Below are 25810 nucleotides of genomic sequence, written 5' to 3' on the forward strand. Positions count from 1 at the left end.
AACTTGGGAGCGGCCCGGCGTTTTCTTTAGAAACCACTGTTTTTGTGGCTAGAATGCGAGCTTAGGTTGGAGACGTGACCGAGTGGCCGAAGGTGCTCCCCTGCTAAGGGAGTATGGGGCTTAAAACTCCATCAAGGGTTCGAATCCCTTCGTCTCCGCCAACCTACGAGAGTAAAAACGGGTCCTTCGGGACCCGTTTTTCATTTCCGCGTCGAGTTTCATCGGCCGGCGGATTGAAGTACCTTTTCGAGTACCGCTCACGGTTTGCACCGGCTGCCGGCAGGGACGTTCAGTCCGCCGACAACACCACACGCCGCTTCAGGCTAACCTGCGCCTCCCCACTTCAAGGACAGGACAAGCCCCATGAGCAGCACGCTTCGAAGCATTCCCCTGCAACGCATCGACGGCACGCCGACCACGCTGGGCGAATATGCCGGCCAGGTGCTGCTGATCGTCAACGTGGCTTCCCAATGCGGCCTCACGCCGCAGTACAAGGGGCTGGAAGCGCTGTTCGAGCAGCACAAGGCGCAGGGCCTGCAGGTACTGGGTTTCCCGTCCAATGATTTCGGCGCCCAGGAACCGGGCACCGAAGCCGAGATCGCCTCCTTCTGCGACCTGAACTATGGCGTGAGCTTTCCGCTGTTCAGCAAGCTGCAGGTCAACAGCGCGCCGCGCCACCCGCTGTATGCCGCGCTCATCGAAGCCCAGCCAACGGCCCAGCCCTCGGGCGACGACAAGCTGACGACCGCGCTGACCAAGTACAACATGCGGCCCAAGGCGCCGACCGACGTGCTGTGGAACTTCGAGAAGTTCCTGATCGGCCGCGACGGCCAGGTCCTGGCCCGCTTTGCACCGGACGTGGCGCCGGACCATCCGGCGCTGATCGCCGCGATCGACGCCGCACTGGCGGCCTGAGCCCAACGCTCCACCGGGTTTCAGGCCGCTGCGCGCTATGCTGGCGCCATGGCGCTTGAAACCCTTGAAATGCAATCTGGCGACTTCCCCGTTGCCAGCATCATCGTGCTGCACGGCCTCGGTGCCGATGGCAACGACTTCGTCCCGATCGCGCAGGAACTCGACCTGTCCGTGGTCGGCCCGGTCCGCTTCGTGTTCCCGCATGCGCCGGTGATCCCTGTCACCTGGAACAACGGCATGCGCATGCGGGCCTGGTACGACATCCATGGCAGCGACCTGGTGCGGCGCGAAGACGAAGCCGGACTGCGTGCCTCTTTGTTGTCGGTGCAAGCTTTGGTGGACCGCGAAATCGAACGCGGCATCCCGGCGAACCGCATCGTGCTGATGGGCTTTTCGCAGGGCTGCGCAATGAGCCTGCTGACGGGCCTGCGCGCACCGAAGCGACTGGCCGGCATCGTCGGCCTGTCCGGCTACCTGCCCTTGTCAGACACGACCGCCTCCGAGCGCAGCAGCGCCAATGCCGACGTGCCGGTGTTCCTCGCGCACGGCCAGTACGACCCCGTCGTGCCGCTGGCGCGCGGGCAGGCGGCGCACGACACGCTGCAGTCGCTGGGCTACCCGGTCGAGTGGCACACCTACCCGATGGAACACTCGGTCTGCGGCCCGGAGATCGAAGACCTGAACCGCTGGCTGCTGAAAGTGCTGGCCTGAGCGGCTCAGATTGCCTCAGATTGCTTCAGCGCCGCCGATTGATCGGCGGGCCCAGCGTCAGCGTGGTGCCAGGTGGTGCCCAGCCCAGCGATGGGCTGTCGGCACAACCCAGGTATTGCTGCACGGCGTGCAGTGCCGTGCCGACCGCGTCGACCGCCTGGCGCAGCTCAGGCACCGAAACGCCGAGACGGCTAGCCCAGTAGTCGGCTTGCGCCGGATCGTGCGCACTCAGGTGCACCGGGTTCTTCAGGTCTTGCTCGTAAAAGGCGACGGGCATTGCAGTCTCCTGTCCCAACAAAGGGTGGCTTGTGTGGCGCCGAAACTGCTGGCGTGCGAAGTTTCAAAGCATTGCAGAAACGGCAATCGGCATGCCGGAAAACGCCGGCCCCGACTGCTTGGGCCGCTCTCTGCGCATGGCGGCAGCCAGTAGCGTAGCCACACCCTGGCGTGCTGCAAGTAGGCGAAGACCGACAGCACTTTGCGCGTTTGCCCCGCGGCCATTGATCGCCGCCACCCTTAGCGTGTTTGCTGCATCACAGCATTTGCGGACACAGCTCAAAGGGAGGAGCGTTCATGGGTCTCGAAACACGCAGCGCGCAACAGCGCGCGGCTCCACGTTTGCTGGGCGGCTCGCTGGCCGTCTGGCGCGGCCGGCCATCGCCCCTGGGCGCAAGCTGGGACGGCGCGGGTGTCAATTTCGCGCTCTACTCGCAGCATGCCTCGCGGGTCGAGTTGTGCCTGTTCGACCCCAAGGGCCGGCGCGAGATTGGCAGGGTGGAACTCACCGAACGCACCGACCATGTCTGGCATGGCTACCTGCCGGCAGCGCGCCCCGGCCTGCTTTACGGCTACCGCGTGCACGGCCCATATGCGCCCGCCAAGGGCCACCGCTTCAACCCGAACAAGCTGCTGCTGGACCCGTATGCCAAGCGCATTGCCGGCGAACTCGCCTGGTCGGACGCGCAATTCGGCTACCGCCTGGGCAGCCGCCGCGAAGACATGGCCATGGACACCCGCGACAGCGCCGGCGGCATGCCCAAGAGCATGGTCATCGACGATGCCTTCACCTGGGGCCATGACAAACCGCCACGCGTGCCGTGGAGCGACACGGTGATCTACGAGGCCCATGTGAAGGGCCTGACCATGCGCCATCCTGGCGTGCCGGAACAGCTGCGCGGCACCTACGCCGGACTGGCCTGCCCGGCGGTGGTCGAACACCTGAAGGCCCTGGGCGTGACCAGTTTGGAGCTGATGCCGGTGCACACCTTCGTCGACGACAGGCACCTGGTCGAGCGGGGCTTGCGCAACTACTGGGGCTACAACTCGATCGGCTTCTTCGCGCCAGACTCGCGCTACAGCGCCAGCGGCGAAATCGGCGAGTTCAAGTCGATGGTGCGCACGCTGCACGATGCAGGCATCGAGGTCATCCTGGACGTGGTCTTCAACCACACCGCCGAAGGCAACCACCAGGGCCCGATGTTCAGCTTCAAGGGCATCGACAACGCCAGCTACTACCGGCTGATGCAGGGCGACGAGCGGCACTACATGGACACCACCGGCTGCGGCAATACGCTGGACAGTGGCAGCACCGCCGCGCTGCGCCTCATCATGGACAGCCTGCGCTACTGGATCACCGAGATGCACGTGGACGGCTTCCGCTTCGACCTGGCCAGCGCGCTGGGTCGTGAACCGCATGGCTTCGACACCCGCAGCAGCTTCTTCGCCGTCATCCGCCAGGACCCGGTGATCTCTGGCGTGAAGCTCATTGCCGAGCCCTGGGACGTGGGCGACGGGGGCTACCAGGTCGGCGGTTTCCCCACTGGCTGGACCGAATGGAACGGCAAGTACCGCGACGTGATCCGCGCATACTGGAAAGGCGAGGGCGGTGTGATTGGTGAGCTGGCCTACCGGCTCAGCGGCTCCAGCGACCTGTATGCCGCCGGCGGCCGTGGCCCCAGCGCCAGCGTCAACTTCGTGACCGCACACGACGGCTTCACACTGCACGACCTGGTCAGCTACAACGACAAGCACAACGAGGCCAACGGCGAGGACAACCGCGACGGCGACTCCAACAACCACAGCTGGAACTGCGGCGCCGAGGGCCCGACCGACGACCCTGCCGTGCTGCAGCTGCGCGAGCAGCAGAAGCGCAACCTGCTGGCCACGCTGTTCTTTTCGCAAGGCGTGCCCATGCTGTGCGCAGGCGACGAAATGGGCCGCACCCAGCATGGCAACAACAACGCCTACTGCCAGGACAACGAAGTCTCCTGGCTGGACTGGGAACTGGACGGCCCAGGAGAGGCCCTGCTGGCCTTCACCCAACGTCTGGCGGCATTGCGCAGCGCGCATCCGTTGTTTCGCCGACGCACTTTCTTCCGCGGCATCGAGCTGGAGGAAGACGGGGCCAAGGACATGCAGTGGCTGCGGCCGGACGGGCTGGAAATGACCCACGCACAATGGGCCGAATCGCATGCACGTTGCCTGGGCGTGCGCCTCTCCGGCCGCGGGTTGGCAGAATCCGACGAAAAGGGCCGGCCCATCAACGACGACGACCTGGTGCTGCTGTTCAACGCCCACCACGAACGCATCGACTTTCAGCTGCCGCCATGCGACCCGCCCGGCTGGGAGGTGCTGATCGACACCTTCGAAGCAGATGGATTGCCCGCCGATGCGGTGCCGCGCAACGGCGGCGGCAGCTACCCGCTGCAGGGCCGCACCATGGTGCTGCTTCGCCACCAGGAGCGGGCGCAGGCCCTCAACGCCTGACCCACCTCGGCACGCCGGCCTACCTCCCCAACAAGCTCGCAGAGGCAGTCTCCTGCGGTTCGGCAATCACCGCTCCAGAACCTTGTCGGCAGCCTGTCGGCCGGCATGAGCAGGAACTGGTTTGTGTTTCCTTGCTTCATGTCACGATCCGGTCATCGACTTCGCCGCACAATAGGCACCACTGAGACGACAAACCGACTGCAGCACTGGGCAGAGACCGGAACCCGTTACCGGCGTCGAAGTACCCGTTGCACCACCGAAGTTGGTGTGAACGGAAGTCTGGGGTCACCTTTGGGTGGCCCTTTGCTTTTGTGGCGCCACATGCGTCACAGGCCAATGGGCACAGCCCGGCCTGTCTCTTTCGGGGTGGTACCAGGCCGGGCATGACGCAAGGCCGAGTTTCTCGGTAAGCTAGGCCGTTGAACGGATGGCTGCCGCTGTCCGCAGCCCGGAGAGAGCCCATGCCTGTAGAGACCGCGCACCCGTTTGCCGAGACCCTGGACGAGTTTGAAACCGCATCGGGCCGCAAAGGCCTGTTCTATTCGCTGCCGAAACTGACCGAAAAGTTTCCCGGCGTGAAGCGCCTGCCGGTGTCGCTGCGCATCGTGCTCGAAGCGGTGCTGCGCCACTGCGACAACAAGCGTGTCGCCCCTGAGCATGTGAAGCAGTTGGCCACCTGGCAGCCGCATGCGCCGCGCAACGAAGAGATCCCGTTTGTCGTCGCCCGCGTGGTGCTGCAGGACTTCACCGGCGTGCCGTTGCTGGCCGACCTGGGCGCGATGCGCAACGCCGCGGCCAAGCTCGGCCGCGACCCGAAGCTGATCGAGCCGCTGGTGCCGGTGGACCTGGTGGTCGATCACTCGGTGATGATCGACTACTTCGGTAGCAAGAAATCGCTGGACCTGAACATGCAGCTGGAGTTCCAGCGCAACCGCGAACGCTACGAGTTCATGAAGTGGGGCATGCAGGCCTTCGACACCTTCGGCGTCGTGCCGCCTGGCTTCGGCATCGTGCACCAGGTGAACCTGGAGTACCTGGCGCGTGGCGTGCACAAGACCGGCAAGAAGGGCGCGCAGGTCTACTACCCCGACACCCTGGTCGGTACCGACAGCCACACCACGATGATCAACGGCATCGGCGTGGTCGGCTGGGGCGTGGGTGGCATCGAGGCCGAGGCCGGCATGCTGGGCCAGCCGGTGTATTTCCTGACGCCCGACGTGGTCGGCTTCGAGCTCAGCGGCGAACTGCGCGAAGGCGTGACGGCCACCGACCTGGTGCTGACCATCACCGAAATCCTGCGCAAGCAGAAGGTGGTGGGGAAGTTCGTCGAGTTCTTCGGCGAAGGCACGGCCAGCCTCAGCGTGCCGGACCGCGCCACCATCGGCAACATGGCGCCCGAATACGGCGCCACCATGGGCTTCTTCCCGGTCGACGAGCGCACGCTGGACTACTTCCGCGGCACCGGCCGCAAGAAGAGCGAGATCGAGGCATTGGAGGCCTACTTCAAGGCGCAGGAGCTGTTCGGCGTTTCGCGCGCAGGCGACATCGACTACTCAGCCGTTGTGAAGCTCGACCTCGGCAGTGTCGTGCCATCGCTGGCCGGTCCGAAGCGGCCGCAGGACCGCATCGAGATCACGAACCTCTCGAGCAAGTTCACCGAGCTGTTCAGCGACCCGAACCCTGCGGTGGGTTTCAACCAGCCGGCGGAGAAGCTGGCCAAGGCCTTCACCACTTCGGACGAACAGCTGCAGATCCACAACGGCGACGTGCTGATCGCCGCCATCACCTCCTGCACCAACACCTCCAACCCCAGCGTGATGCTGGCGGCAGGCCTGCTGGCCAAGAAGGCGGTGGAGGCCGGGTTGAAGGTGGCGCCGCACATCAAGACCTCGCTGGCACCCGGCTCGCGCATCGTCACCGAATACCTCACCCGCGCCGGCCTGCTGCCCTACCTGGAAAAGCTGGGCTTCAACCTGGCTGCCTACGGCTGCACCACCTGCATCGGCAACGCCGGCGACCTCACGCCGCAGCTCAACGAGGTCATCATGACCAACGAGCTGGTGTGCGCGGCCGTGCTCTCGGGCAACCGCAACTTCGAAGCCCGCATCCACCCCAACATCAAGGCCAACTTCCTGGCCTCGCCGCCGCTGGTCGTCGCCTACGCGATTGCCGGCAACGTCACGGTGGACCTGATGACCCAGCCGCTGGGCATGGGCAAGAAGGGCAGGCCGGTATACCTGGGCGACGTGTGGCCCAGCAGCAGCGAAGTGCAGGCGCTGATGAATTACGCGATGGACCCTTCGGCCTTCCGCGACAACTATGCGCAGATCGCCGACAAGCCGGGCAAGCTTTGGGAGCGCATCCAGGGCGTCTCGGGCCAGGTCTACCAGTGGCCCGAGAGCAGCTACATCGCCCAGCCGCCGTTCTTCGAGCATTTCGAGCCCAAGCCGGCGTTCACCGCGGCCGGCGTGCAAGGCGCGAAGATCATGGCCTTGTTCGGCGACTCGATCACCACCGACCACATCTCGCCGGCCGGCTCGATCAAGCCTTCGTCACCCGCAGGCCAGTACCTGCAGGGCCGCGGCATCCAGCCAGTGGACTTCAACAGCTACGGCTCGCGCCGCGGCCACCATGAAGTGATGATGCGCGGCACCTTCGCCAACGTGCGCATCAAGAACCTGATGATCCCGGCCAAGCCGGACGGCAGCCGCGAAGAGGGCGGCTGGACGCTGCTGCAGCTGCCAGGCGCAGCACAAGGCTCGAAGGTCTTCATCTACGACGCCGCGATGCAGTACATCGCCGCGAAGGTGCCCACCGTGATCTTCGCTGGCGAGGAATACGGCACCGGCTCCAGCCGCGACTGGGCCGCCAAGGGCACGCAGTTGCTGGGCATCAAGGCCGTGATCGCGCGAAGCTTCGAGCGCATCCACCGCTCCAACCTGGTCGGCATGGGCGTGCTGCCGCTGCAGTTCAAAGGCACCGACAGCTGGGGCAACCTGGGCCTGGTCGGCGACGAGACCATAGCCATCGTGATCGACGGCGAACTCTCGCCGCAGCGCGACGTGATCCTGCGCATCACCAAGGCCGACGGCAGCATCGAGGACCTGTTGCTGACGCTGCGCATCGACACGCCCATCGAGGTCGACTACTACCGCCACGGCGGCATCCTGCCGTATGTGCTGCGGCAGTTGATCAAGGCCTGAAGCCGGACGACCGGCGCCTCATCGGCGTCGGTCGTCCCTGCATCACATTCAGGCTGGCAGCGGCCGGTTCGTTGGCAACACGAGCCGGCCTTCGTCATCGCCCGGCACGTGGCCGATGCCGCCCGCCGCCCAGACCTCGCCAGCCGTGACAATGCGTTCGCGCTGCGTGGACACGAAGTTCCACCAGATCAGCCGGTGGCCGTCCAGCGGCGCGCCGCCGATCACCATGACGCGCTGCGCCTGGCCGGTCGTGCCGGCCAGCTTCACCGGCTGGCCGGCGGGCAACACGGCCAACGTGCGCGGTTCGACCGTTTGGCCATCCAGCAACAGCGGCTCGGAAACCGGGTAGACCGCACGTTCCTCCGCGAGCGCTGGCAGTGTGAATTCGACGCCGGGCGCCAGTTGCAGGTCCAGGTAAAGCGTTTCGCTCAAGGTCTGCACCGGCGATTCAAAGCCCAGCGCCTTGCCGATCAACACCCGCAGCTTGTGGCCGCCGGGCAGCGTGTGCTCGGGCAGTTCCGAAGCGGCTGTGTGCGAAAACGCTGGCTCGCTTTCTTCGTGCGCCGCCGGCAGCGCGGCCCACAACTGCAGGCCGTGGTTCATGTAGGTCGCCTGCGCCAGGTCTTCCGGGCGGCGCTCGGAATGCACGATGCCGCGGCCGGCGCTCATCCAGTTGATCGCACCCGGCTCGATGCGTTGCACCGAGCCAATGCTGTCGCGGTGCATCATCGCCCCCTCGAACAGGTAGGTCACTGTGGCCAGGCCGATGTGCGGATGCGGCCCCACGTCATGCCGGCTCTCGGGCACCACCTGCACCGGACCGAAGTGGTCAAAGAACAGGAACGGGCCGACGGCTTGGCGCTTGGCCGAAGGCAGCAGGCGGCTGACGGTGAAACCGCCACCCAGGTCCTTGGTGTGACCCGTGAGCAGCAGGGGCGAGGAGTGGGGCGCTTCGTGGGGCGTGGCAGGGCTTTGCATCGCCCGATTTTGCTGCGCCGCCGCCCGAAACACCATCTCCCGGAAGGGTCAGGACGGCTTTGCGGGCCTACAGCCGCGGAATGGCCAGCACGCCCGCCTGGTGGAACTCCACCGTGCCGAACAGACCACCGCCGATCTTGCCCTTGATCAGGTACGGCACTTCCTTCTGGCCGCCCTTGTCGCGGACGAGTTCGCTGGCCTGGCGCAGCAGCGCCACGGTGGAGACTGTGAGCGGCAGCGTGACGACGGTTTCACCAAAGCGCGGCAGCGTGCCCTTGTCGTTGCTCACGCCACTGGCCAGCGGCTTGCCGTTCAGTTCCATGTCCACGGCCAGGCCGTCGTAGTCCAGCGAGATGTCGTTCGGGTTCTGCACCCGCAGCTTCACCACGAAGCGCGCTTCCAGCCCATGCACACCCAGGCTCTCTACGCTGGCCACCGTCACCTTGATCTTCTCCAGCTTGCCCATGCCGGCGCAGCCGCTCAGCAGTGTTGCCGCGGCCAGTGCCGAGGCGGCGAAACCGGCGAGGAGACTGCGGCGGGAGGAGGGCGACGAGAGGGGAAGCATCGACTGCATGGCGGACCTTGGTGCGGAACAAACGATGCTAACGCGCGCGGGCTCGTCGGCGTTCACCTGGGCCTGGTGTCTTCAGGACGGTGCCATCACCATGGCCTGATCCCCATCGTCATGTGCGGCCAGGTCTGCACCGGCGGCTTCCCAGGCGTTGATGCCGCCGATCAGCGGCCGGGCGCGGGTGTGGCCATGGCTGCTCAGCGTGCGTGCGCCGAGCGCGGCGGACACGTCGTTCGGGCAGTTGCAATACAGCACGATGTCGCGGTCGCGCGGCAGGCGTGGTGCGTGTTCGGCCAGGTCCGGCAGCGCAATGCGCATGGCACCCGGGATGCGTCGGCGGTCTGCCGCCTGGCTGCCGGCCGAGCGCACGTCCACGATCAGCGGTGGCTGCTCCTGCGCCATCAGTTCCAGCAACTCTTCGACGCTGATGCGCGGCATGTCCAGGTTCAACAGGAAGCGGCGGCGGCGCCAGTAGCGCAGCGCCACCGCGGCGGCCAGCAGCACCGCCAGCAAACCCAGCGCGTACATGCCGGTGTTGGCCAGCACACCGAGGATCTGCTCGATCTGGCTGCTGAAGACCCGACCAATGCCGAAGAACAGCCCCGTCCACAACAGCCCGGCCAGCGCGTCGTAAGCCAGGAAGCGGCGCCAGGACATGTGCAGCGCGCCAGCCATGGGTGCTGCCACCACCGAGATGCCCGGCACGAATTTGGCGGCCACCAGCGAAGCGCCGCCCCAACGCGTGATCAGCGATTCGCTCTGGCGCACGCAGGAGTCAGGCGACAGCGAGATGCGGCACAGCAGCCGCATCACGCGGTGGCCAAAACGCTGGCCGCCCCAGAACCACACCGCATCGCCCGCCAAGTTGGCCAGCAGCGAGGCCATCACCGTGCCGCTGCTGGAGAGGAGCCCGCCCGCCGATAGGCCGCCCGCCACCACCAGCAGCGGCGCCGCCGGAAAAGGCGCACCGGCACGCGCGGCCAGCGTGACCAGGAACACCAGCAATACGCCGTGTTGCAACAGCAGGGCGATCAGGTCTTTCACGGGGGGACTCACACAGGAACAGCGGGGAAGGGAAGCGACAGCCTTGATTGGAACAGCAAGCCTCAAGCCGCAGCGGCATCAAGGCCATCGACCAGGCGCTGCGCCAGCCGCGGTTCGCGCAGCTTTTCCAGCCACCAGTTCAGGGCCCGGCCCTGCGCCTCGCCGCGCCAGCCAAGGTACAGCAGGTTCGGGTCACGCGGCTGCGCCACCTGTTTCTCGACCAGCAAGCCCCGCGCCAGCAAGGAAGCCACGCGTTGCCGAGGCAGCCAGCCCACGCCCAGGCCTTCGCACTGCGCGCGGATCTTGGCCCGCATCGACGGTACCGCCAGCGTTGGCTGGCCGCCCAGCACGCCATAGCTGCGGCCGACCGACTGGCGCGAGCTGTCGCCGACGACGACCGAGCGGTGTGCCGTCACCTCCGCCGGGTCCAGCGGCTCTGCTGCCTGAGCCAGCGCATGGCGCGGCGAGACTGCGAACACCCAGGCCATGCTGCCCAGCTCCGCCCACTGCAGCCCGGCAATGACCGGTGGCTCATTGGTCGCGCCAATCACCAGGTCGGCCCGGCCCTCGCGCAGCGCCTCCCAGGTGCCGCCCAGCACCTCGTGCGTGATGCGCAACGACACGCCCGAAGCCAGCGCGTCGAAATCGCGGATCACCGGCAGCAGCGTTTCGAATTCCAGCAACTCGTCGGTGACGATCCAAAGCCGGTCTTCCCAGCCGCCGGCCACCTGCTTGACGCGACGTGTCAGCCTGGAAACGTCTTCTCGGATGCGCCCGGCCTCCTGCACCAGCAACTGGCCGGCAGGCGTGAGCTGCAGCCGGTAGCGGCGCCGGTCGAACAGCAGCGCGTCGAAGCGGTTTTCCAGCTGCCGCGCCGCGTGCGAGACGGTCGACGGCGCCTTGCCCAGCTTGGCGGCGGCGCGCGTCAGGCTGCCGGTGGCCTTGATGGCTTCCAGCAGCGCCAGTTCGTCCTCCGACAACATGTGCAACTCCTTCGAACGTTTGCGTCGAAGCGATGGTACGGCAGCGGCCCCTGAAAAACAGACCATGACGGCACGGCATCCCGCCGAGCAACCCAAACAGGAGCTTCACCATGACCCGTTTCACCAACAGCACCGTCCTCGTCACCGGCGGCACCAGCGGCATCGGCTTCGCCACCGCCCAGGCATTTGCCAACGAAGGTGCCCGCGTCATCGTCACCGGCCGCGACCAGGCGCTGATCGACCAGGCCCTTGCGCAACTCGGCGCTACCGCTCAAGGCCTGCGCAGCGATGCTGCCAACCTGGCGGACGCGAAGGCGCTGGCTCGCACCTTGGCCGAACAACATGTTCGATTGGACGCCATCTTCATCAACGCTGGCACCGCCCAGTTCGCCAGCCTGGCGGACGCTGACGAAGGCCTGTGGGATCGCATCTTCAACGCCAACGTGAAGGGCGCCTTCTTCCAGATCCAGGCGCTGGTGCCGCTGCTGAACCCGGGCGCGTCCATCGTGCTGAACGGTTCGATCAACGCCCACATCGGCATGCCGAACTCATCGATCTATGCCGCCAGCAAGGCCGCGCTGATCTCGCTGGCCAAGACGCTGTCGGCCGAACTGCTGCCGCGTGGCGTGCGGGTCAATGTGGTCAGCCCCGGCCCGGTGAGCACGCCGCTGTACGGCAAGCTGGGCATGGACGCCACCACGCTGGACACCGTCGCCGCGCAAATCCAGAGCCAGGTGCCGTTGGGCCGCTTCGGCCTGCCAGCCGAGATTGCCTCGACCGTGCTGCACCTGGCGGCCAAGGAATCGGCCTTCATCGTCGGCACCGAAATCATCGTGGACGGCGGCATGAGCCAGCTTTGAGCGCTCTACGGTTTTCAACACCCTAGAACGACTGTTGCGGCCAGTCTGCAAACCGGCAGGCATTCACCCTGGCGCGGCAGGCCGCGCCTTATGATTTTTTCCGAGGCTGGCGCTTGCCGGCCTGCTCAAGGAAACAGGGTGAATGAACAAAGAGAAGTACTTGGCGCGGTTCGGCTACACCGGTCCGCTTGAGCTGAACCTGGAAACGCTGGCCGGCCTGCAACTCGCCCATCTGTTGGCAGTGCCTTTCGAGAACCTGGACATCCACGGCGGCCCGCCGCTGCACCTGGACCCGGAAGGCCAGTACGACAAGATTGTCGAGCGCCGGCGCGGCGGCATCTGCTACGAGCTGAACGGCTTGTTCGGCTGGCTGCTGCAGGCACTGGGCTTCGAGGTGGTGTTCCTGTCTGCCCAGGTGCATGGCGCAGACGGCAAGCCCGGGCCGGCTTTCGACCACATGGCATTGCAGGTGACGCTGGACGGTTCGCGCTACCTGGTTGATGTCGGCTTTGGCGACTCGTACATGCAGCCGCTGCGCATTGGCAGCACCGACACGCACCGGCAGGGCAAGGACGTCTACCACCTACAGCCGGAGGGCGAAAACCTGCTGCTGATGCGCGCCACCGATTCGAGCGAAGTCGCGGCGCCCAAGCCCAGGCCGGTGTTCCTGCTGTCTTTGCAGCCGCAGCCACTGGCGGCCTTCGAAGCCATGTGCCGCTTCCACCAGAGCTCGCCCGCGTCGCACTTCAGCCGCAAGATCATCTGCTCCAAGGCCATTCCTGGTGGGCGCATCAGCCTGAGCGACCACATCCTGATCACCACCGAAGGCTCACGGCGCCGCACCCAGCGCCTGGCCACAGAGGTCGATCAGGCGCGCGCGTTGATTCAGTACTTTGGCGTGGTGCGCTGAGCAGGTCGCAAGGTCAGATGCCTTCGGTGGGTGGAAACTTTCCCCATGAGCCACGCGACATCCAATGAATCGAAGGTTCTGCTTTATTTGACATAATATACATTGTCGCGTATTCATGGCCGTTGCCTCGCGGCAAGGCTGCCGGTCTGGCCGCAAGTTGCCGAAGGTGCTGGTGCGGCTGGTCGGGCGGGCTGGCCTCCAACCTTCGAGATGGACAGTCTTGCTTGACTCGGTGAGCAGCGATGCGGATACTGTATGAACATACAGTATCAGGCATTCACCATGCAAACCCACTACCGCGAGAACTACCGCCCCGCACGTTCCATTCGCTTGACGCGCCTGGCTTACCTGCTTTGGGGATGGCTGTAGTCGCCATTGGTGATCGTTGGCAGCACTTGCTTGCCAACGGTGGCAGCCTGTCGCTGTGCGGCGGTTCAGGCCAGCCGGACGCCACCAGTCCGTCCGTTCGTTTCGTGCTGCAGCCGGGGCTGCGAGCCGTGGGCTGTCAGTCAGCCAGGAATTCGTCGCTCAGTTCCATGTCGGGTTCGTGGTCGATCTCTGCGTCGAAGTCGGCCACGCCGCCAATCTTCGGGATCAGCGGACGGTCCAGCGGGCGGCACACGCGGCGTTGCAGGCGGTTCAGGCGGTCTGAACGTTCGATGGCCTGGAGGATGACTTCCGGGTCGGTCATCATCATGAACGGGTTGCTCAGGCTCTGGATGTCGCGCATGGTGGTGGGCTCTCTAGGCGGGCTCCGGTGTGGAACCCATGGAACGCACTGTAGGGCGACGCTTGTCAGGACATAAGTCGGAGCGCCGACAAAGCCTCTGTCGGTATTCATCTGACAAGGGTGTCAGCGGCGCCGGGCGGCGGGGGTGAGGAAAGGACCCGAGCGCCGCCAGTTTTCGCAGGCTCAGCCTGGCTTCGCCGCCAGCGCTTCGAGGTCCTTGGCCAAGCCTTCGTGGCCGGCCTTGCGTGCGTAGTCGCTGGCGTGGCGGTCGCCCCCATCCACCAGTTTCGGGTCGGCGCCACGGCTCAGCAGCAGCCTGGCACTGTCTATCGTGCCGTAGCCCGCGGCCATCATCAGCGGCGTGTTGCCATTCGGCCCGCGGGCTTCCAGCTCGGCGCCATGGCTGAGCAGCAGGATGATGGCGGCCTGTTGCCCGCCCGAAGCAGCGTAGTGCAGCGGCGTCCAGCCTTTGCGGTTCACGGCAGCACCCAGCGCGATCAGTTTTTTCATCGCGTCGATCTGGCCCTTCATCGCGGCCATCATCAGCAGGGTTTCGCCCTGGGCATTGGTGCCCTCAGGGTCGAGACCAGGCCAGCCCAGCAGCAGCTCGGCAGCCTTTTCCGAATCGTTGCGGAAGGCCATGTACAAGCCGTGCTGGCCCTTGGGGTTGCGGGAATTGACGTCGAAACCGGCGCGCAGCAGCTTTTGCAGGCCCTCCGGTCGATCCAGCTCGATGTAGAGGAAAAAGTCGCTGTAGCTGTCGGCCTGGGCGCCCTGCCCGACCATCAGTCCGGTGGCGGCCATCGCGGCAAGCCCACCGTGCTTCAACAATTCGCGCCGCTTCATGCCGTGGTGCCTCGACCTTCCTTGTTCACCGGCGCCACCGAGACGCCGAAAAGGCGCTCGAAGTTGACCCGGGTCGCGTCCGCGATCTGCTCGACGCTGCATTGCTTCTGCCTGGCCAGCTCGGCCGCCACATGCGGCACCAGCGCAGGCGTGTTGGTCTTGCCACGGAACGGCACCGGTGCCAGGTAGGGGCTGTCGGTCTCGATCAGGCAGCGGTCCAGCGGCACATAGCGTGCGACCTCGCGCAGGTCTTCGGCATTGCGAAAGGTCAGGATGCCGGAGAACGAGATCAGGAAACCCAGGTCCAGCGCGGCGCGGGCCACGTCCATGGTTTCGGTGAAGCAATGGAACACGCCGCGCGGCGCGGGCTGGCCCGCGCTGGCGGCTTCGCGCAGCAGCGCCACCGTGTCCTCGCTGGCCTGGCGGGTGTGGATGACCAGCGGCAGGTCGGTGGCCTGCCCCGCGCGGATGTGCACCCGGAAGCGCTCGCGCTGCCAGGCCATGTCGGCAATGCTGCGGCCGTTCAGGCGGTAATAGTCCAGCCCGGTTTCGCCAATGGCGATGACCTTGGGATGCGCGGCCCAGCGCAGCAGCAAGGCTTCGTCGGGCTCGGTCTCGCCTTCGGTGTCGGGGTGCACGCCCGCGCTGGCCCACCACTGCGGGTCGGTCTCGGCCAGCGCCACGACCTGTTCGATCTCCTCGACACGGGTGCTGATGCACAAGGCCGCGCCGACCTGGGCTTGCGTCATCGCGGCGCGGATTTCCGGCAGGCGCTCGCGCAGCTCAGGAAAGATCAGGTGGCAGTGGGAGTCGACGAACATCCGGATGGGAAACGGTACGAGGCGGGAAGTCAGATGGTCTGGGTCGGCTTGGACGATGAGATCGAGGTGCCGAGGATTTCCTCGATGCGCACCTTCAGCATGCGCGTCTTCTCATCACTCGGGAAACGCACACCCACCCCCTGGGTGCGGCCGCCGGAGGTGTTAGGCGGCGTGATCCAGCCGACCTTGCCGGCGACCGGGTAGCGCTGGGGGTCGCCAGGCAGCGAAAGCAGCAGGTAGATGTCATCGCCGAGCTGGTAGTCGCGGGTGGTTGGCACGAACAGGCCGCCATCGGAAAACAGCGGCACATAGGCGGCATACAGCGCGCCCTTTTCGCGGAACACCAGCTGGATGACGCTTGGGCGCCCGCCTCCACTGGTGCTGGGGGTGGCAGGCACGGCGGGCAGCGAGGCAGATCCGGGGGGAGTCTGCGGGCTGCGGCTGTCAATGTCGCTCATGGGGCTAGTGTAGGCAGGTTTCAGACGGGCCAGGGCCGGGATGCCGGGTCAAGCGCGGATGCAGTCGGGCTTGCATCACGAAGCTTCAAGCAGCGCCGGCCCGGCTCGCGCGTTTGCGCAGCAAGGGCTGCAACTGGCCCAGCAGGGATTCCAGCACCAAGCCGGCCTGCCAAGGATGGTCTTCATGGCGACGCACGCGCTGCAGCTCGCGGCTCCATTCGGACAGCGCCGCCCAATCGGCCACCGCCGGCAGGGCTTCGGTGGGGAAATAACGTGGCACGCCGCCACAGCTGCGCGCCATCAGGTCATGGCACAGGCACTGCAAGGTGTGCAGCGCCTGCGGCAGCGGCCAGCTGGCCAGCATCGCCCAGTCGCCTTGCGCCAGTTGGCGCGGCAGGCCGGCCCAGGCGTCGCCGGACAAGCCTTGCGAGGCCAGCTCCAGTGCGCCCAGCGGCTGGCCTCCGGCGGCGCGCAGCAAGGCCTGCGGCTGTGCCAGGCCTTGCTGGCCCAGCCAGGCCAGCGCGCTGGCTTCATCGGGCGGCGCCAGCCGCGAGCGCTGGCAGCGGCTGCGCAGCGTGGGCAGCAAATGCTCCGGGTCTTCGACCGCCAGCAACACCTTCGTGCCGGGCGCCGGTTCTTCCAACGTCTTCAGCAAGGCATTGGCGGCCACTGCGTTCATTGCATCTGCCGGGAACAGCACCAGCACCTTGGCCTGGCCACGGGCATTGCTGGTGTGGCTCCAGTCGATGGCCTGGCGCACTGCCTCGACCTTGATCTCGCGGCTCGGTTTCTTCTTGCTCTTGCTGCCATCTTCCGCCGCAGCGCCCTCTTCCTCTCCCGACCATTCCAGGCGCTGCTGCCAGGCCTCAGGCATCAGCACCTTCAGGTCCGGGTGGGTGTGGGCCAGGGCCAGGTGACAACCGGCGCACTGGTCGCATGGCCCGGGTGGCTGTTCGCACAGCCAGGCCTGGGCCAGCCGCAGCGCAAGTTCCAGCAGGCCGGCGCCAATGCCGCCTTGCAGGATCAGCGCATGGCCGCGCTGGCCATCGCGCAGCTGGCGCAGCGGCTCGGCCAGCCAGGGCAGGTCTTTTTCGGTGCGCATGGGTCAGCCTACCTTGTCTGCCACGGCCTGCAGCACCTGGGCACGCACCGCGTCCATGGACGCTGCCGAATCGACGCGCGCGAACCGGGCCGGCTGCTCGGCGAAACGCTGCGCATAACCTTCGCGCACACGTTCAAAAAATGCCAGGTCCTCGCGTTCCAGCCGGTCTGGCGCGCGGGCCGCGGCGCGGCGCGCGGCGGCCACGTCCGGCGGCAGGTCGAACCACAGCGTCAGGTCCGGTTGCCGGCCATCCTGCACCCAGGTTTCGAGCTGGCGCAACACCGCCAGGTCAAAGCCGCGGCCGGCGCCCTGGTAGGCGAAGGTGGCATCGGTGAAGCGGTCGCACAACACGGTTTCGCCGCGCGAGAGCGCCGGCAGGATGCGCTGGCACAAATGATCGCGCCGAGCGGCGAAGACCAGCAAGGCCTCGGTCAGCGCATCCATCGACTGGTGCAGGAACAGCGCACGCAACTGCTCGGCCAGCTCGGTGCCGCCGGGCTCGCGGGTCAGCAGCACGCGGTGGCCACGTTGCTGCAAGGCCTCGTGCACGGCTTCGATGTGGGAAGACTTGCCGGCGCCGTCAATGCCTTCGAAGCTGATGAAAAACGCGCCTGAAGAAGTCACCGGCTGCCGCCTCGCTGAAACTGGTTCACCGCCCGATTATGGTCGGCCAGGCTGCCGCTGAAGACGCTGCTGCCATCGCCTCGGGCAACGAAGTACAGCGCGTCGGTCTTGTCGGGCTTGGCGGCGGTCAGCAAGGCACGGGCGCCGGGCATGGCGATGGGCGTGGGCGGCAGGCCACGGCGGGTGTAGGTGTTCCAGGGCGTGTCGGCCAGCAGGTCGGCCTTGCGCAGGTTGCCGTCGAAGCTGGCGCCCAGGCCGTAGATCACGGTCGGGTCGGACTGCAACGGCATGCCGATGCGCAGCCGGTTGTTGAACACACCGGCGACCAGCCCTCGGTCGCCCGCCTGGCCGGTTTCCTTTTCGACCACCGACGCCAGCACCAGCAGCTCAGCGGGGGACTTCAACGGCGAGTCCGGTGCCCGCTGTTCCCAGGCCTGGGCCAGGCGCTGCTGCATCGCGGCGCGGGCGCGCTTGAGCACCGTGATGTCGCTCACGCCCTTGCTGTAGGCATACGAGTCGGGGAACAGCCAGCCTTCGGGCGTGTTCTCGGACAAGCCCAGCGCGGCCGCGGCCTGCGCGTCGCTCATGCTGGCCAGCGTATTGCGCAGCCCGGGCGCCTTGGCCACGGCCTCACGCACCTGGCGCAGGTTCCAGCCATCGATGATGCGCAACAGCTCAAGCACCTGCTCGCCGCGCACCATCTTGTCCAGCAGCGCTTTCGGGCTGACCCCAGCCTCGATCTCGTAGCTGCCCGCGCGAATCTTGCGCGACTGGCCGGACCAGCGGAACCATTGGTAGAGCAACTCGGCGGGCACGTCCACACCGGCCTGCACCCATTGCTCGGCCACTTCGCGCGGCGAGGTGCCGGGCTCTATCGACAGCTCGACCCGCGTGCCGCGCAAGGGCAGCGGCTGCTCGGTCCACCACCAGGCGGCCCCGGCGGCGGCCAAGCCGGCCAACAGCAGCAGCGCCAGCAACTTCTTCATCAGTTTCATGGGTGAGGCGCAAACCCTGGCGCTTGCTCTGGCATGGGCGCGCATGATAATCGTCTGCATGACTGTTGCTGCTTCGCCCCCCTCTGAAACAAGCCCCGCCGCCGCTGCGGCCCTGCCTGCCTCGCTTCGCACGGGCGGTGCGCTGCCACTGGCCGACTGGGGCCTGATCCGGGCCCGGGGAGCCGACGCGCTGAGTTTTCTGCAGGGGCAGTTGACCAACGACTTGGCGCTGGCCGGAGCCGACCAGGCCCGCCTCGCTGGTTACTGCTCCGCCAAGGGCCGCCTGATGGCCAGCTTCGTGGCCTGGCGCGCCGCGCCCGATGAATGGCTGCTGGCCTGCAGTGCCGACCTGCTGGCGCCTACGCTCAAGCGGCTGTCCATGTTCGTGCTGCGCGCCAAGTGCCAGCTCAGCAATGCCTCGGCCGAGTTGCCGCTGTGGGGCCTGGCAGGCGACGCAGCCAGCGCTTGGCTGGGCAACGCATTGCCGCCCCAGGCCTGGGGCGTTGCGGCGATGGCTGATGGCCAGGCTGTGCGACTGCCGGACGTAGACGGCGTGCCACGTTGCCTCTGGGCTGGGCCCGCGGTTTCGGCACCCACCGGACTGGCGCCCTCGTCGGCTGATGCCTGGCGCTGGCTGGAAGTGCAAAGCGGCGTGGTGCGCATCGTCGCTGCCACGGCCGAAGCCTTTGTGCCGCAGATGGTGAATTTCGAGATCGTGGGCGGCGTGAACTTCAAGAAGGGCTGCTACCCCGGCCAGGAAGTCGTGGCGCGCAGCCAGTACCGCGGCACGCTGAAGCGCCGCGGCGCGCTGCTCGCCGGCAGCGCCGAAATGCAGCCGGGCCAGGAAGTCTTCCATGACGCCGACCCCGGCCAGCCCGCCGGGCTGGTGGCGCTCAGCGCCTCGCTGGGCGGGCAAAGCCTGGCGTTCGTCGAACTCAAACTGGCCGCGCTGACGGCCGAAGGCGCGCTGCACCTGGGCGCTGCGGACGGCCCGCTGCTGCAACCGCAAGCCCTGCCGTACCCGCTGCTGCAGGATGAAAGCTGAACCGGCGGCTGCCGGCGCGCCACCGGCCTGGTTCATCTATTACCGCGTTCCGGAACCCGAGCTGGCCACGGCCAGTGCGCTGGTGCGTGGCTTCCAGCAACGCCTGCGCGGCGACTGGCCCGGCCTGTCGACCGAAGTCATGCGGCGGCCAGAAGCCAACGACGGCTGCGTCACGCTGATGGAGGTGTACCGCCTGCTGCCCCAGGTCTCGGCAGCGGACGCTGCCGGCCTGCCGCAGGCCATCGAAGCGGCAGCCAGCGTGCTGGCGCCGCACCTGGCCGGCCCACGCCACACCGAACGTTTCGTGCCATGTGCCTAGCCGCCATTGCGCTGGATCAGCACCCGCGCTTTCCGCTGGTGGTCGCGGCCAATCGCGACGAGTACCTGGACCGTCCGGCCAGCATGTTGGACTGGTGGACACCGCCTGGTGACGGCCCGGCCGTGCTGGCCGGCCGCGACCTGAAGGCTGGTGGCACCTGGCTGGGCATGACGGCCGCCGGCCGCTTCGGCCTGGTGACGAATGTGCGCCGGCCCATGCTGACCGAGCCCGGCGCACCCTCTCGTGGCGAGATCGTGCTGCGCTGGCTGGGCAGCACGGCGCGAGCTGACCGCTTCTGGCCGTCGGTTGCGATGGCCGGCTACGCGCCCTTCAACCTGATTGCCGCGGACTTCCAGCGCGGCGAATGCTTCTGGGCCAGCAACGAACACAGCCACCCTCGCCGGCTGGACCGTGGCGTGTTTGGTCTGAGCAATGCCGCGCTGGACACGCCCTGGCCCAAGGTCCAGGCGCTGAAGGCGCGGCTCACGCAGGCCTTGTCGCAAACCGGCCCGGTCGAACAATTGCGCACCCAGCTGTTCGCCGCGCTGGCCGACAACAAGCAGGCGCCCGACGCCTCGCTGCCGCAGACCGGCGTGCCGCTGACGGTCGAGCGCATGCTCTCGCCCGCCTTCATCCACAGCGCCGATGGCCGCTACGGCACACGCTGCTCCACCGTGCTGATCACCGAACGCGTCGGCACCCGGCTGATTACCCAGGTCTTTGAACAGACCCACAGCCCCGGCCAGGCCAGCAGCCCGCCGGTGCAGCGCCAGTTGCTGGACTGGCCGCCGGTCCAGAGCAGCTTCGCGCCGCTGCTGGTGCCGATACAGCACTGACGGCGAGCTGCTGCGTCAGCGCAGCGCCCGCACCATCTCCACGTGCTGGATGCCGGCTTCCTCGAAGACCGGCCCGCGCGACGTGAAGCCGGCCCGGCTGTAGAACGGCGCGGCGCTGGTCTGGGCGTGCAGCATGACCTCGTGGTCGCCGCGCTGGCGGGCGGCCTGCATCAGCGCGTCCAGCACGGCGCGACCGACCGCGCCACCACGCACCGGGCGGCGCACCGCCATGCGGCCGATCTTGGCCACGCCGGGCACGTGCTCCAGCAGCCGGCCAGTGCCCAGCGCCATGCCCAGGCGGTTGTAGGCGACCGCGTGCACACAGTGCGCATCGCCATCGTCCCATTCCATCGCCGCCGGGATGTTCTGTTCCTGCACGAAGACTTCCTGTCGGATCTCGCTGGCGGCCTGTCCCAGCGTGGCCCAGTCGCCCACCTGCACCTCCACCATGGCCTCGCCAGCCTCGAAGCCGCGCAGGATCTCGCGCAGCGTGGCGGGCACGGCCAGCGGCGTGCGGGCCTGCGCGTCGGCAAACACATAGACCAGCTCAGTCGTGACCAGCAGTTGCTCGGCACGGAACACCGCGGCAGTGAAGCCCAGCGAGCTGTTGCCGGTGCGCTCGTGGCGCACGCCGACTTCCAGCAGGTCATCGAAGGTCGCCGCGGCGTGGTACTCGACCGTGGCCTTCTTGACGAACAGGTCACCGCCCAGCAGTTGCATGGCGGCCTGGTACGGCAAGGCCAGCGCGCGCCAGTAGGTGCCGACGGCGGTGTCCACGTAGTTCAGGTAGTGGCCATTGAAGACGATCTGCTGCATGTCCACTTCGGACCAGCGCACGCGCAAGCGTTCGAAGCAGCGGAAATCGGTGCGTTGCAGGCGGGGGGTGCTCATGATGAAAACGCCTCTTTCAGGGCAAGGCCTGCGGCGGCCTGGGCAGCATCGGCTTCGCGGATCTGCCGGCCGAGCTTGATGAAGTCGTGGGTCACGCCACGGTACAGCTCCAGCGCGACCGGCACGCCTGCCAGCCGCAGCCGGTCGGCATAGGCCACGCCTTCGTCGACCAGCGGGTCGCACTCGGCGAGGATCATGCAGACGGGCGCCACGCCTTCCAGCTCCGGCGCCAGCAGCGGCGCGAAGCGCCAGTCTTCACGCTGCGCGTGGGCGATGTACTGGTTGAAGAACCACTCGATGCTGGCGGCGTCCAGCAGGTAGCCTGCGGCGAAGCGGCGGTGCGAATCGGTGTTGGCGTAGGCGCCGGTGCCGGGCGTGATGAGCAACTGCAGCGCCAGCTTCAGGCCCTGGTCGCGTGCCATCAGCGCACAGACGGCCGACAGCGTGCCGCCGGCGCTGTCACCACCCACCGCGATGCGCGAGGCCTCGAGACCCAGTTCGGCAGCGCCCGGGCCGGCCAGCCAGCGCAAAGCGCCGAAGCTGTCGTCCACGGCGGCAGGAAAACGATGTTCGGGCGCCAGCCGGTAGTCCAGCGACAGCACGGCGGCACCACTGCGCAGGGCCAGCTGGCGGCACAGGCTGTCGTGTGTCTCGATGCCGCCGATGGTGAAACCACCGCCGTGCAGGTACAGCAGCACCGGCAGCTTCTCGGCGCTGGGCGCGTAGAGCCGCGCGGCACACTGCACGCCAGGCGCTACAGGCACCTGAATGTCTTCGACCCGCGGCAGCGGCGCGCGCGGCAGGTCCAGGATCTCGGAGCCAATGCCGTAGGCCAGGCGTGCATGCTCTGGAGACAGCGTGTGGAAAGCCGGCCGGTTGGCGCGGCGGATGCGCGCCAGCAAGGCGCTCATCTGCGACGTGAGATGAGGGACTGTGGGTGGCTTGGAATGCAGTGTCATCTCGGGGACAGGAACTCAAGGTTTGTCTTGTGGCACGAGGCGTGCGGCCGCCAGCATACTGGCTGCACCCCAACCTTTCCTGATGGCAGGCCATGGCGCGCATCCTCTACCTGACCCAGATCGACATCGACTTCGGCGTGCTCTCGCTGCTACAGTCCGAATGCGAGCGGCTGGGCATTGCCAAGCCGCTGGTGGTAACCGACCCCGGGGTGCGCGCTGCAGGTGTGCTGGACCAGGCGCTGGGTGCGCTGGGCACCCTGCCCCACGCGGTGTTCGACGCCACGCCGCCCAACCCGACCGAGGCTGCCGTGCGCGCCGCGGTGGCGGTCTACAAGCAGCATGGCTGCGACGGCCTGGTGGCCGTGGGGGGCGGCTCCAGCATCGACCTGGCCAAGGGCGTGGCGATCGCCGCCACGCACCCCGGCCCGCTGAGCCAGTACGCCACCATCGAAGGCGGTGCCGGGCGCATCAGCACGGCCGCGGCGCCGGTCATTGCGGTGCCGACCACCGCGGGCACCGGCAGCGAGGTCGCGCGCGGCGCGATCCTCATCGTCGACGATGGCCGCAAGCTGGGCTTCCACAACTGGAACCTGATGCCCAAGTCCGCGCTGCTGGATCCGGCGCTGACACTGACGCTGCCGCCTTCCTTGACGGCAGCCACCGGCATGGACGCCATCGCCCATTGCCTTGAGACCTTCATGTCCGGCGCGGTGAACCCTCCCGCCGACGGCATTGCACTGGACGGCCTGGCGCGCGGCTGGGCCCACATCGAACGCGCCACCCGCAACGGCCAGGATCGCGACGCCCGCTGGGCCATGATGAGTGCCAGCATGCAGGGCGCGCTGGCCTTCCAGAAAGGCCTGGGCTGTGTGCATTCGCTCAGCCACAGCCTGGGCGGCAAGAACCCTCGCCTGCACCACGGCACCTTGAACGCGGTCTTCCTGCCGGCCGTGATCCGCTTCAACGCCTCGGCCGACTCGATGCGGCGCGAGAACCGGCTGGCTCGCATGGCGCACGCCATCGGCCTGCCCGGCTGCGACAGCCAGGGCACCGAGCTGGCCGAGGCTGTGCGCGAGCTGAACGCCCGCCTGGGCCTGCCGACGGGGCTGGCGCAGATGGGGGTGTCGCCCGAGATCTTCGAGGCCGTGATCGACGGTGCGATGCTCGACCATTGCCATGCAACGAACCCTAGACTCGCAACCCGCGAAGACTACCTGCAGCTGCTGCACGACTCGATGTGAGGCTGAGGCCAATTGCGGCCGAAACGTTCTGATACAGGTCTGATACTTGCTTGGAAAACAGGTATCACTAAACCTACAGGACGTTGTTGATGCAGTGCGCGGTAACGGGGCGGCGGCTGGGTGCCGCCGGGGTGGGTGTTGCCTGTTGGGCAACAGCAAGTGCATGGGCGCAGGCTGTTTCGGACGCTGCCGCGACGGCGGCTTCCGGTGTGGCATCGGGTGCCGCTTCAGCGCCTGAGGGCGTGGCCGCCGCGTCGGGTGCGGCCGCCAGCGCGGTCGCCACCGGCGTGCCCCTGCTGACGCCGGTCGCCCAGATCAGTGCCGGCGACACCGCCTGGATGATCAGCGCCACCGCGCTGGTGCTGCTGATGACGATCCCCGGGCTGGCGTTGTTCTACGCCGGCATGGTGCGCAAGAAGAACGTGCTGGGCACGATGGCCCAGGTGCTGGCGGTCTGCGCGCTGGTCTCGCTGCTGTGGTTTGGCTGGGGCTACAGCCTGGCCTTCATGCCCGGCTCGCCATGGCTGGGCAGCGGCATCGCGACCTTTCTGTCCACGGTGCAGTTCCACAAGATGGCAGGCCTGGTCACCACTCATCCACTGGCGCCGACCATACCCGAGTCGGTGTACGTGATGTTCCAGCTGAGCTTCGCGATCATCACGCCGGCACTGATCGTCGGAGCATTTGCCGAGCGCATGCGGTTCGCAGCGCTGCTGTGGTTCATGGGCCTGTGGTCCATCCTGGTGTATTCGCCGGTGGCGCACTGGGTCTGGGCGAGTGATGGCTGGCTGGCCCAGCGTGGTGCGCTGGACTTTGCCGGTGGCACGGTGGTGCACATCAATGCCGGCATTGCAGGGCTGGTGGCGGCCTTCATGCTGGGCAAGCGCAAAGGCTACGGTCAAGTGGCGCTGATGCCGTCCAACCTCGCGTACACGGCCATCGGCGCGTCGCTGCTGTGGGTGGGCTGGATGGGCTTCAACGGTGGCTCGGCCGGTGCTGCGGACGGGCGCGCCGGCATGGCGATGCTGGTCACGCAACTGGGCGCCGCAGCGGCAGCGCTGGCCTGGATGCTGGCCGAGTGGATCGTGCGGCGCACGCCCACCTTGCTGGGCCTGTGCAGCGGCGCGGTGGCCGGCCTGGTGGCCATCACGCCGGCTTCCGGCTTTGTCAGCCCGAGCAGCGCAGTGCTGATCGGCGTGGCCGCCGGGGTAGGCTGCTACTGGGGCGCCACCGGCCTGAAGCGCCTGCTGGGGGCGGACGACTCGCTGGACGTGTTTGGTGTGCACGGCGTGGGCGGCATCATCGGTGCGCTGATGACCGGCTGGCTGGCCGACCCGGAAATCGGCGGTGTCGAAGGCAGCGTGCTGACACAAGGTCTGGCGGTGCTGGCCACGCTGGTCTACAGCGGCCTGGCGAGCGCACTGATCCTGAAACTGGTGGACTGGGTGATCGGCCTGCGCATCACCGAGAAGCAGGAATCCGACGGGCTGGACCTGAGCCAGCACGGCGAGCGCGTCGAGTGATCCAGAGGTGGTTCACGAGCGCGCAGCAAGGCAGTTTTCTTCTTTTGACGACAACTTAGCCGGAGGTGTGAAGATGCTGGAGAGCGAAAAGCTGGCCATTGCCGCCCACCTGCATGTGGTGATGCGGCGCAAGATGGGCCGTGTCACCGACGTGGAGTGGCTGGTGCGCAGCCCCGAGTACGCCCGCGAGATCATCCGCGTGGCGCTGGCCGAGGTGGCGCACCCGGAGCTCGTCGAATGGGGCCAGCGCTTCCTGGCCGCCATGTTCCCGCCGCCGGCCGAAGCGAGGCCCCTGCCCGCACGTGCCGTGGCCGAGCGACACACGCCTTCCGGCTTCGGCGAGAGCCGCTTTGGGCGCAGCGCCAGCGCACCCACCGCCCCGAGCGCACCACCGCCGGCACGCTACGTGGGCAGCCTGCGCTAACAGGCCCGCGCTGACGAAAAAGGCCCGGTTGCTGTTTGGCAACCGGGCCTTTTGT

The 25810-nt window shown here is 67.2% G+C and carries 26 protein-coding genes and 1 tRNA gene; 13 read left to right on the forward strand and 14 right to left on the reverse strand.

Translation table 11 applies throughout. From position 1 onward, the window contains the following. Nucleotides 1-68 precede the first annotated feature (68 nt). The 3 genes from LRH25_RS21020 (at nucleotide 69) to LRH25_RS21030 (ending at nucleotide 1626) form a co-directional block, all read left to right on the forward strand. Nucleotides 69-161 (forward strand) — tRNA-Ser (locus LRH25_RS21020). A 202-nt stretch (nucleotides 162-363) separates the two neighbouring features. After that, nucleotides 364-915, forward strand: a complete 552-nt coding sequence (locus LRH25_RS21025; protein ID WP_141284465.1) for a glutathione peroxidase — start codon at nucleotides 364-366, stop codon at nucleotides 913-915. A gap of 48 nt (nucleotides 916-963) precedes the next feature. After that, a complete protein-coding gene (locus tag LRH25_RS21030; protein WP_141284463.1) occupies nucleotides 964-1626 on the forward strand; it encodes an alpha/beta hydrolase in 663 nt (220 codons plus the stop codon). Between the two features lie 25 nt (nucleotides 1627-1651). On the opposite strand, the gene LRH25_RS21035 is transcribed toward LRH25_RS21030, so the two are convergent. Continuing rightward, a complete protein-coding gene (locus LRH25_RS21035; protein ID WP_141284461.1) occupies nucleotides 1652-1903 on the reverse strand; it encodes a DUF3606 domain-containing protein in 252 nt (83 codons plus the stop codon). A 296-nt stretch (nucleotides 1904-2199) separates the two neighbouring features. Between LRH25_RS21035 and glgX the strand changes: the two genes are divergently transcribed. Together glgX and acnA are read left to right on the forward strand one after the other, a co-directional pair. Next, nucleotides 2200-4392: a glycogen debranching protein GlgX gene (glgX, locus tag LRH25_RS21040; protein ID WP_141284459.1), complete on the forward strand. Its 2193-nt coding sequence runs from the start codon at nucleotides 2200-2202 to the stop codon at nucleotides 4390-4392. A 461-nt stretch (nucleotides 4393-4853) separates the two neighbouring features. Beyond that, nucleotides 4854-7595 (forward strand): aconitate hydratase AcnA, encoded by a 2742-nt coding sequence (gene acnA / locus LRH25_RS21045; RefSeq protein WP_141284457.1) that lies wholly within the window; start codon nucleotides 4854-4856, stop codon nucleotides 7593-7595. A 48-nt stretch (nucleotides 7596-7643) separates the two neighbouring features. Here the strand turns inward: acnA and LRH25_RS21050 are convergent, their stop codons facing one another. From LRH25_RS21050 to LRH25_RS21065, 4 genes are all read right to left on the reverse strand, one after another. Continuing rightward, nucleotides 7644-8573, reverse strand: a complete 930-nt coding sequence (locus LRH25_RS21050; RefSeq protein WP_141284455.1) for a pirin family protein — start codon at nucleotides 8571-8573, stop codon at nucleotides 7644-7646. Between the two features lie 67 nt (nucleotides 8574-8640). Continuing rightward, a complete protein-coding gene (locus LRH25_RS21055) occupies nucleotides 8641-9147 on the reverse strand; it encodes an LEA/WHy family protein (protein WP_231012154.1) in 507 nt (168 codons plus the stop codon). A 72-nt stretch (nucleotides 9148-9219) separates the two neighbouring features. Continuing rightward, nucleotides 9220-10188, reverse strand: a complete 969-nt coding sequence (locus LRH25_RS21060) for a DedA family protein/thiosulfate sulfurtransferase GlpE (protein ID WP_141284453.1) — start codon at nucleotides 10186-10188, stop codon at nucleotides 9220-9222. A gap of 62 nt (nucleotides 10189-10250) precedes the next feature. Beyond that, nucleotides 10251-11171, reverse strand: a complete 921-nt coding sequence (locus LRH25_RS21065) for a LysR family transcriptional regulator (RefSeq protein WP_141284451.1) — start codon at nucleotides 11169-11171, stop codon at nucleotides 10251-10253. A gap of 110 nt (nucleotides 11172-11281) precedes the next feature. Between LRH25_RS21065 and LRH25_RS21070 the strand changes: the two genes are divergently transcribed. After that, on the forward strand, nucleotides 11282-12031 hold the full coding sequence (locus LRH25_RS21070; RefSeq protein ID WP_141284449.1) for an SDR family oxidoreductase: 750 nt from the start codon (nucleotides 11282-11284) through the stop codon (nucleotides 12029-12031). 142 nt (nucleotides 12032-12173) lie between these two features. Beyond that, nucleotides 12174-12941 (forward strand): arylamine N-acetyltransferase family protein, encoded by a 768-nt coding sequence (locus tag LRH25_RS21075; protein WP_141284447.1) that lies wholly within the window; start codon nucleotides 12174-12176, stop codon nucleotides 12939-12941. A 505-nt stretch (nucleotides 12942-13446) separates the two neighbouring features. On the opposite strand, the gene LRH25_RS21080 is transcribed toward LRH25_RS21075, so the two are convergent. The 7 genes from LRH25_RS21080 to mltG form a co-directional block, all read right to left on the reverse strand. Then, the gene (locus LRH25_RS21080; protein ID WP_141284445.1) at nucleotides 13447-13671 is read right to left on the reverse strand and encodes a hypothetical protein; all 225 of its coding nucleotides are present in this window, start codon (nucleotides 13669-13671) and stop codon (nucleotides 13447-13449) included. 183 nt (nucleotides 13672-13854) lie between these two features. Next, nucleotides 13855-14517: an ankyrin repeat domain-containing protein gene (locus LRH25_RS21085; RefSeq protein ID WP_170200690.1), complete on the reverse strand. Its 663-nt coding sequence runs from the start codon at nucleotides 14515-14517 to the stop codon at nucleotides 13855-13857. Continuing rightward, nucleotides 14514-15338 carry a TatD family hydrolase gene (locus LRH25_RS21090; protein WP_141284441.1) on the reverse strand — a complete coding sequence of 275 codons (825 nt, stop codon included), beginning with the start codon at nucleotides 15336-15338 and terminating at the stop codon, nucleotides 14514-14516. The genes LRH25_RS21085 and LRH25_RS21090 overlap by 4 nt, the downstream gene beginning before the upstream one ends. A 29-nt stretch (nucleotides 15339-15367) precedes the next feature. Beyond that, nucleotides 15368-15796, reverse strand: coding sequence for a PilZ domain-containing protein (locus tag LRH25_RS21095; protein WP_141284439.1), 429 nt, complete (start codon nucleotides 15794-15796; stop codon nucleotides 15368-15370). An 85-nt stretch (nucleotides 15797-15881) separates the two neighbouring features. Further along, nucleotides 15882-16898, reverse strand: a complete 1017-nt coding sequence (locus tag LRH25_RS21100; RefSeq protein ID WP_231012156.1) for a DNA polymerase III delta subunit-related protein — start codon at nucleotides 16896-16898, stop codon at nucleotides 15882-15884. A gap of 3 nt (nucleotides 16899-16901) precedes the next feature. After that, entirely contained in the window at nucleotides 16902-17522 is a 621-nt protein-coding gene (gene tmk, locus LRH25_RS21105) for a dTMP kinase (protein ID WP_231012158.1), read from the reverse strand. After that, nucleotides 17519-18517, reverse strand: a complete 999-nt coding sequence (gene mltG, locus LRH25_RS21110) for an endolytic transglycosylase MltG (RefSeq protein WP_141291371.1) — start codon at nucleotides 18515-18517, stop codon at nucleotides 17519-17521. Before mltG ends, tmk begins: the two co-directional genes overlap by 4 nt. 58 nt (nucleotides 18518-18575) lie before the next feature. Between mltG and ygfZ the strand changes: the two genes are divergently transcribed. From ygfZ to LRH25_RS21125, 3 genes are read left to right on the forward strand one after another with little or no spacing between them, the layout of a single operon-like run. Then, nucleotides 18576-19562: a CAF17-like 4Fe-4S cluster assembly/insertion protein YgfZ gene (gene ygfZ / locus LRH25_RS21115; RefSeq protein WP_231012160.1), complete on the forward strand. Its 987-nt coding sequence runs from the start codon at nucleotides 18576-18578 to the stop codon at nucleotides 19560-19562. Continuing rightward, nucleotides 19552-19881 carry a DUF4936 family protein gene (locus LRH25_RS21120; RefSeq protein WP_141291925.1) on the forward strand — a complete coding sequence of 110 codons (330 nt, stop codon included), beginning with the start codon at nucleotides 19552-19554 and terminating at the stop codon, nucleotides 19879-19881. The genes ygfZ and LRH25_RS21120 overlap by 11 nt, the downstream gene beginning before the upstream one ends. Then, the gene (locus LRH25_RS21125) at nucleotides 19872-20717 is read left to right on the forward strand and encodes an NRDE family protein (RefSeq protein WP_141291924.1); all 846 of its coding nucleotides are present in this window, start codon (nucleotides 19872-19874) and stop codon (nucleotides 20715-20717) included. Before LRH25_RS21120 ends, LRH25_RS21125 begins: the two co-directional genes overlap by 10 nt. A 15-nt stretch (nucleotides 20718-20732) precedes the next feature. Here the strand turns inward: LRH25_RS21125 and LRH25_RS21130 are convergent, their stop codons facing one another. Together LRH25_RS21130 and LRH25_RS21135 are read right to left on the reverse strand one after the other, a co-directional pair. Further along, nucleotides 20733-21608: a YbgC/FadM family acyl-CoA thioesterase gene (locus LRH25_RS21130; RefSeq protein ID WP_231012162.1), complete on the reverse strand. Its 876-nt coding sequence runs from the start codon at nucleotides 21606-21608 to the stop codon at nucleotides 20733-20735. Continuing rightward, a complete protein-coding gene (locus tag LRH25_RS21135) occupies nucleotides 21605-22567 on the reverse strand; it encodes an alpha/beta hydrolase (RefSeq protein ID WP_231012164.1) in 963 nt (320 codons plus the stop codon). Before LRH25_RS21135 ends, LRH25_RS21130 begins: the two co-directional genes overlap by 4 nt. 92 nt (nucleotides 22568-22659) lie before the next feature. Between LRH25_RS21135 and gbd the strand changes: the two genes are divergently transcribed. The 3 genes from gbd to LRH25_RS21150 all read left to right on the forward strand — a co-directional run bounded on the left by gbd (nucleotide 22660) and on the right by LRH25_RS21150 (nucleotide 25755). Continuing rightward, nucleotides 22660-23808, forward strand: a complete 1149-nt coding sequence (gene gbd, locus LRH25_RS21140) for a 4-hydroxybutyrate dehydrogenase (protein ID WP_231012166.1) — start codon at nucleotides 22660-22662, stop codon at nucleotides 23806-23808. An 89-nt stretch (nucleotides 23809-23897) separates the two neighbouring features. Continuing rightward, nucleotides 23898-25331 carry an ammonium transporter gene (locus LRH25_RS21145; protein ID WP_141285484.1) on the forward strand — a complete coding sequence of 478 codons (1434 nt, stop codon included), beginning with the start codon at nucleotides 23898-23900 and terminating at the stop codon, nucleotides 25329-25331. A 73-nt stretch (nucleotides 25332-25404) separates the two neighbouring features. After that, entirely contained in the window at nucleotides 25405-25755 is a 351-nt protein-coding gene (locus LRH25_RS21150) for a hypothetical protein (protein ID WP_211361299.1), read from the forward strand. Nucleotides 25756-25810 lie beyond the last annotated feature (55 nt).

The organism is Ideonella azotifigens (assembly GCF_021043325.1).
Lineage (GTDB): Bacteria > Pseudomonadota > Gammaproteobacteria > Burkholderiales > Burkholderiaceae_C > Ideonella > Ideonella azotifigens.